Source organism: Acidobacteriota bacterium (assembly GCA_035471785.1).
Lineage (GTDB): Bacteria > Acidobacteriota > UBA6911 > RPQK01 > DATIPO01 > JANQFM01.
On record DATIPQ010000018.1, the window covers coordinates 1 to 6538 of the forward strand.

7 protein-coding genes are annotated in these 6538 nt (G+C 62.3%); 6 read left to right on the forward strand and 1 reads right to left on the reverse strand.

Features of this window, described 5'->3' with window-relative positions; all coding sequences use genetic code 11:
- Positions 1-236 (reverse strand): helix-turn-helix transcriptional regulator (locus VLU25_03470; protein ID HSR66979.1); only part of this gene is annotated, 236 nt, incomplete at its 3' end.
- Between the two features lie 220 nt (positions 237-456).
- On the opposite strand from VLU25_03470, the gene VLU25_03475 reads away from it, so the two are divergent.
- The 6 genes from VLU25_03475 to VLU25_03500 all read left to right on the forward strand — a co-directional run bounded on the left by VLU25_03475 (position 457) and on the right by VLU25_03500 (position 6320).
- Entirely contained in the window at positions 457-804 is a 348-nt protein-coding gene (locus tag VLU25_03475; protein HSR66980.1) for a hypothetical protein, read from the forward strand.
- A 295-nt stretch (positions 805-1099) separates the two neighbouring features.
- Positions 1100-1729 (forward strand): helix-turn-helix domain-containing protein, encoded by a 630-nt coding sequence (locus VLU25_03480; GenBank protein ID HSR66981.1) that lies wholly within the window; start codon positions 1100-1102, stop codon positions 1727-1729.
- A complete protein-coding gene (locus VLU25_03485; protein HSR66982.1) occupies positions 1726-3039 on the forward strand; it encodes a sigma factor-like helix-turn-helix DNA-binding protein in 1314 nt (437 codons plus the stop codon). The genes VLU25_03480 and VLU25_03485 overlap by 4 nt, the downstream gene beginning before the upstream one ends.
- A gap of 92 nt (positions 3040-3131) precedes the next feature.
- Positions 3132-4058, forward strand: coding sequence for a pseudouridine-5'-phosphate glycosidase (locus tag VLU25_03490; protein ID HSR66983.1), 927 nt, complete (start codon positions 3132-3134; stop codon positions 4056-4058).
- A gap of 217 nt (positions 4059-4275) precedes the next feature.
- Positions 4276-4563: a hypothetical protein gene (locus tag VLU25_03495; protein HSR66984.1), complete on the forward strand. Its 288-nt coding sequence runs from the start codon at positions 4276-4278 to the stop codon at positions 4561-4563.
- 818 nt (positions 4564-5381) lie between these two features.
- The gene (locus tag VLU25_03500; GenBank protein HSR66985.1) at positions 5382-6320 is read left to right on the forward strand and encodes a hypothetical protein; all 939 of its coding nucleotides are present in this window, start codon (positions 5382-5384) and stop codon (positions 6318-6320) included.
- Positions 6321-6538 lie beyond the last annotated feature (218 nt).

The following is a 6538-nucleotide window of genomic DNA, read 5'->3' on the forward strand; positions in this document are numbered from 1 at the left end:
CGCAAGAAATAGGCCATCTCGACGTGCCCGGCGGCCGCGAACCAGCGCGCGGGATGCTCGCCCACCGCCTGGCACAGGCGCATCAAGTTTTCGAAGCTGGGAGGCCCTCCCGGACCGCCGTTGACGATGCGGTGCAGCGAACTGATGGGTATGCCGGTGCGCCGCGAAAGCTCGGTCAAGCCGGCGCCGGGAAAGCGGCGGCTGATCAGGGCCGGTATCTCATCTCTCCAATTCAACCTGGGGCCTCCAACTCAGGCGGCAAGCGCATTGTTCCGCCAATTGTAGCGAAATTCTTCCATTTATTGAAAGTTAACCCTTGACATTTCCGTCCACGGGAATTAGGATCTTCCACGTACAGAAACCCAGCGCCGTCAAGACGGTTTGCCTAAGGGAAGTCTGTCAAAGTCGCAGAGAGGTTGCAGACGCAAGGGATGGACGGCAATGGAGAGCCTTTCCATGAGTCTGCTCCGACTGCTGCGGGCGCTCAGCACCCTGTGGCGGGTTGCCTGCCGACCCGATCATCTCAGGTTGCACCAGCGCTTGCAGGTGCTTCTGCAGGCCGGGGGACGCGCCGAGTACGACGCGTTCCAGGAAATCAGCCGCATTGAAGAGCGGCTCATCTCGGACGAGCTCTGGCGCGGCCGCCATCCGGGCCGCGACCTCAACCGGGAAACCCTGGAACGCTGGATCGCCGACAATCCCCGCTCCTTTCTGCAACACTTTCGCAAACTTCGAGGCCATCCGCCTGGCAGGGTGCGCAGGGCCGTCGGCAATCCCCCAGTGCGGCCCCAGCGAAAGCCCTAGTTCAGCGGCGAGGGGCGGACCCGTCGGCGTGTCAGTCGCCGGCGGGTCCTAAGCCCGTCAACCTCTGTGAAAGGTTGCCGAGCCCTCAAAGCAGTCTAAAGGCGTCAGTCAATTTAATCAATTGCAGGCGCACTTGAAGACTCCTCGGGGGACTCGTCACCTTTCCCGACTCAGCAAGGAAAGGTCATCTTGGTATCCGACAACACCTCCCCGCCCAGTCGCCGGATCGCGCGAAAGTCGTCCGCAAGATCAACACCCACCCTACCTGCACTTCCTTAGAAAGCGGAGCCGACCCATGTCTGATCACCCCGTCAACGACTATGTGTGTGAAAGCATCCGGCTGGTGCGCCTGGAAAAAGGCATCAAGGTTCAGGACATGGCCCGGCGCACCGGAATACCGCTGGGCTCTTACTCCTGCCTGGAAACCGGCCGCTACCGCATGAGTCTCGACCTCCTCTTCCGCATTCTCTGTGTACTGGGTCTGAACATCGAGCAGACTTGGCCTTACCGTGTCGAGGAAGCCAGCCCCGAAATGACCGCGGAGCAGGTGCGGAGGATTGTCCGGCGGGCCGCCCGCGACCGGCCCGCTCTGGTGACCAACGAAGAGATCCTCTCGCTGGTCTGCACCTGCCTGGGAATCACCCGGAAAGACCTGCTGTCGGACTCGCGCCAGAGGCACTTAGCCGAGGGACGGGCGCTGGCGGCGCTGCTCTGCAAAGAGACTCCCCACTTGTCGCTGCTCGAGATGAGCCGTTTGCTGGGGCGCCATCCCTCTTCGCTGAGTCATTCCCTGCGCCGCCTCAGCAGGCGTCTGCAGTGGGACCAGCGGATGAAGCTTCACCTCAAAAACTGCCGTGCCGAACTGGCGGCCCTCACCGAGAAAAAGCGCAAGGGCAACGGGCGGGATCGGGGAGAGGAGCGATGAACGCCGACTCCGTCGATCTGCGAGACACCGATGTGGGCCCCCGTGTGGAGCGCATTCTGGGCCACAGCGGCTGCCGAACGGTCGGCCAAGCCCTGAGCCGAGGAGAGGATTGGCGGATGGGCCGTCCCAGCTACGGCCCCCAATCCGAGCAAGAGCTGCAGGACGCCATAGCCCGGCTCCAGAGCCTGCCCAGATCGGTCTTGCAGCGTCTGGAAACCATGGAGTCTCTGCTGGACAGCTCTCCAGAGGCGGTCTGCCTGCACCTCTTCCGCCGCCGCCTGGGTCGCTGGACAACTCACGAGAAGGTCTTCAACCACCAGGCCCTGCTGGCTCTGCGCCAGGCCGAAGTGGAGAGGATCTTTCCGCAAGCGCAATCAGCGTTAGAGACCTTGCATCGCTTGGGAGACGACGCCCGGCCCGCACGCCGGTTCCTGCCGCGCCACGACCTGTCGCAGGAGCGCCGGCCCTGCGAGGCGCCGTCGGAATCGCTAGGAAGGCTCATCAAGGCTTATCCTCCAGACAGCTTCAAGCACCGCTTCCTGCAACGGCATACGGAGGAGAACTGGCCCTTGGCCGAGCGGGCTCTTTTCGATTTCGCCCGCACCGTGCTGCCCCTGGACCGTTGGTGCCAGGAGCTGGCCGGCCGGTTCCTGCCCAGTTGGGTCTATTTCAGGCTGATCGTCCCCCGCAGTGCCAGTATGAGCCTGCAGCGGCGCTCCCGCAGATGCGGCTGGGATACTTTCGGCGAAGCGCTGGGAGACTCGTGGCGCGATCTCAACGGCAATCACGATCAGGTGGGCGAGAAGGCACTGCAGCAAGCCGTCATCGAGATGAGCGCGGAGGGTCCCGGCTGGCCGCTGTCGCTCAGCCGCGTGGGCCGGGAGGAGAGTTTTCGTGAGGCTTTCTACGCTTCGTTGGAGCGGCTCGACCCTCGGCGTGAGAGGATTCTCCGCTGGCGACTGGGTGTGGATGGGCCGCGGCCGCTCACTTTGCAGCGGACGGCCGCCCTGGACGGCACCAGCGCCGAACGCGTCCGCCAGCTTGAGCTGACCGCTTGGCAGCACCTCTTCGAAGAGGAGCCTTGGCCCCAGCGGGTGCGAGGCATCGTGGAGGAGATTTCAGGGGAGCAGCGGTGGGAGGTCCCGCTGGAGCTGGTGGCACAGGACGCCTGGATGCTGGGATCCGGCAGTCCCCTGTGCGAGTCCTTCCTGACCGCTCTGCTGCGCAAGGTCTTGGGCAAGGCCTGGACCGTCCGTCGCCGAAGCGCCGGAGGCCGGGTCCTCTTGGTTGCGAGTCTCCGCCGGGGGTAAAGAGGCCGAACGCTATTCGCCGCCGCGGCAAGTCGCGTACACTCTCTGACATTCCCGAAGCGAGAGCCGAAGGGACGGGGAGGCGGAAGCGCATGAAGTACCTGGAGGTGGCGCAGCGGATCAGAGGCGCGCTGGACGCCAACCAGCCCGTGGTGGCCCTGGAATCGACCTTGATCGTCCACGGGATGCCCTGGCCCGACAACCTCAAGACGGCCTTCATGATGGAAGCCGTAGTGCGCCAGGAGGGAGCCGAGCCCGCCGTCATCGCGGTGGAGGAGGGAGCGGTGCGGGTGGGCCTGGACGAAGATCAACTGCGTGAGCTGGCCGACGGAGGATACGTCAAGGCCGGGACGCGCGATCTGCCGGGGGTGCTGGCGGGGGGCGAGAAGGCGGCCACCACCGTGGCTTCCACCATCTATCTGGCTCACCTGGCCGGCATTTCCGTCATGGCCACGGGAGGCATCGGAGGCGTCCACCGGGACGCCTGGAGCAGCGGCGACGTCTCGGGCGACCTGCAGGAGCTGGCCCGGACCCCTCTGACAGTGGTGTGCTCGGGCGCCAAGTCGATCCTCGATCTGCCGCTGACGTTGGAAGCGCTGGAGACGCTGGGTATTGCGGTGGTGGGCTACCGCACCGACGAGTTCCCTGCCTTCTACTCCCGCGGCACCGGCCTTCCCGTTCCCCGGCGCGCCGACTCGCCCCAAGAGATCGCCTCCATCGTCGCCGCGGCCCGCGCGCTCAAGCTGCCTTCAGCCGTCCTGGTGGTGCAGCCGCCCCCCGAAGACGAGGCCCTGGATGCCGCCCAGGTCGAAGCCTGGACTCAAGAGGCCCTGAGCGCGGCCCGCGCCCGAGGCGTCCGCGGAAAAGACGTCACCCCTTACCTGCTGCGCCACATCCAGGAGGCAGGCGGAAAGCGCGTCCTGCGGGCCAACCGCTCCCTGGCCATCTGCAACGCCCGCCTGGCCGCCCAAATCGCCCGTGGGCGCCCACCACGCCCAGATGGAAGTACAAATGGCTAATGTCCTTCAGTGATCTTCATGTTCTCGATGTTGTCATGCTTAGCCTTGATCACGCTGGGAGAGGATGTGAGTTCGAGAACCGCTATGTCTACCGAAAGCTTTTTCGTGATCTTGCTCCTGACGTTCGGTGCCGAGCAAGGGCCGCCGCAACCGCCCAACCCCCAGCGGGACACTCTACAGTGAACTGACGGGGAGCGCGCCGTGGTAGACTTTCCCCATGGCGATAAATCCGAAAGCAATCGAGCTTACTCCCGAACAACGGAAGCAATTGGCTGAAGCCGCTGAGCGCGCCGGTCGTTCCTGGGAAGAGGTGTTTTCGGAGGCCATATCCGCCTACCGGCCAGGGAGCGACGTCAGTTTTCGCCTGACGGGGCGGTCCGTTTATGAGGCAATGGTGGAGGACGGGGCGATTGGGGTCGTCAAAGAAGGGCTTCCGCACGACCTGGCCACGAACCCCGAGCACATGAAGGGGTTCGGCAGTGATAACGACGCCAGTTCTCGTTGACACCGGGCCTCTAGTGGCGATGTTCTACAAGAGGGAGCAGCATCACGAGCGCTGCGTCGAAGAAGCCAAGTACCTCTCGGAACCGCTCTACACGTGCTGGCCGGTCATCACGGAGGCTGCCTACCTTCTTCGCGTGAGTCGGGCTGGCGTTGCCGCTTTGCTTTCCGAAGTCGCCCGAGGACGTAGGTCCCGTGCAGAGGATTCTCGATAGGTTCCGAGATCAGAATCTCGACTTGGCTGACGCCTGCTTGATGCACCTCGCGGAACGCGAAGGTTTGGGCCACATATTCACCCTCGACCGGAGGCACTTCTCGGTACTACGGACCTCTAGAGGTGAAGCTGTGGAGATTCTTCCCGCGTAAACCGTGTACCTTAACAAGTGCGGAGACTTCCGTCGCCTGCAACCTGCAGGCGTTGCTGATCCAGCGCAAGTCCTGAGGCGACTCCCTGCCTCAATCTCACACAACGAGAAAAATTGGACGCATTTTCTCACACAATCCCCACACAGGAGCTGAATCCACCAGATGCCCTGCTAGCATTTGCAACGGACTCTGACATCGAGAATGAGCGAGCAAACAGCGATCCATCTTCGCCTCTGTATCGCGTTGCCGAGGGCTTGTCCTTATGACCGACCATAGGTGTTGGTTCGGAACTCTTGGGCTCAAGTGGTTTTGCTGGCTGCAGGTCTGTCACCAAAGCACCCCAAGTTCTTTTGAGCGAAAAAAGTTGTTGACACAAAGGCTCCGTCGCGCTAACCTGTGTTCAGTTAAGCCAACGACACTTTTTTAAAACTTCAAAACTGAAGAAGGCAGGCAGAAGTGCGCCCGAATCCCCCCATTTTTCGCACCGCCTTGCTCCTCTTTTTCATTTCGCTGCCGGGCCTCGGCCGCTTCGCCGCCGCCCAGCCCCCGGAGCCGGCCCAGGCCCGCCAAGTGCTGCTGGACGCCCTGCAGGTTCACGGCGGAGCGGGCGCACTGGCCCGGTCGAGAGCACTTGAGATTAGCGGGGTTATGCGCAACCGCGGGCCCGGCGGTCTCTTCTCCGAGTTGCCCTTCACTGCCTTGGAGAGCAGCATCGCCTCCGATCCCCAAACTTGGAACCGCTACGCCTACGTCGCCAACAATCCCCTAGCCTACGTCGACCCGTCTGGAGAGCGCAAGAGCTTCACCTCTGGAGACCGTTTCTTTGCCACTCTCAAGCAGACAGGGGATATTAAGCAAGCACAGGAGCAGGCCAGGATCCAGGCTGAAGCAGAAGGCAAGGGCTTGGCAATCGGGGCAATTCTGGTTCTCATTAACGTCCCCGACCCCACTGATTTCGTAGTTGGCGCAGCCATCAAGGGAGTTTTCAGTCTGGGTCGCGCTATCAAGGGCAGTCGCCTGTTGACCCGTTTCATTGGCAAGAGTGATAGTGTCGTAAGGGGATCTGCGAGGCTCCCGTCCCAGCTAAGCCGATCCATAATCGACGATGTTCTCGCCAGCTCGGCGAGGCTCAAAGGCCAAACTCCTGAAGGTGCCCGTGCTATTGCCAAGAAGCTTGGTCGTGCTGAGCGAGAGGGCTTTACGTCCGCCTTCGAAGGTATCCAACCAACTCAGGCAAACGCTGAAGCAATAATTCGAGAGACGCTGGCAAATCCGAGTAGCGTGTTTGTCGGCGACAAGGTGATCGACGTATCCAACGCCGCTGGCCAGGGTGTCCGGATTAATAAGGCGACGAACACTTTCGTCGGTTTTCTCGAGAGAGGGCTAGTCCAGTGACTCCGACAATGCGTAAAGACCTGCAGCTTAAGCCCCAAGTATTCTTCTGGGAAGGTCCCACGGATAGCCGGCAGCTAAAGCGACGGCTACAAGAGGAGGGTTGGAGACTGCCGGAGGATCTACTCAAGCTCTTGGCCGTGACGGGTGGCGGCGAGATCTTTGAGTCCGAGACTATTCTAGGGCCGTGCCGAGATGCAGAACTAGGTGACAACCTGTTT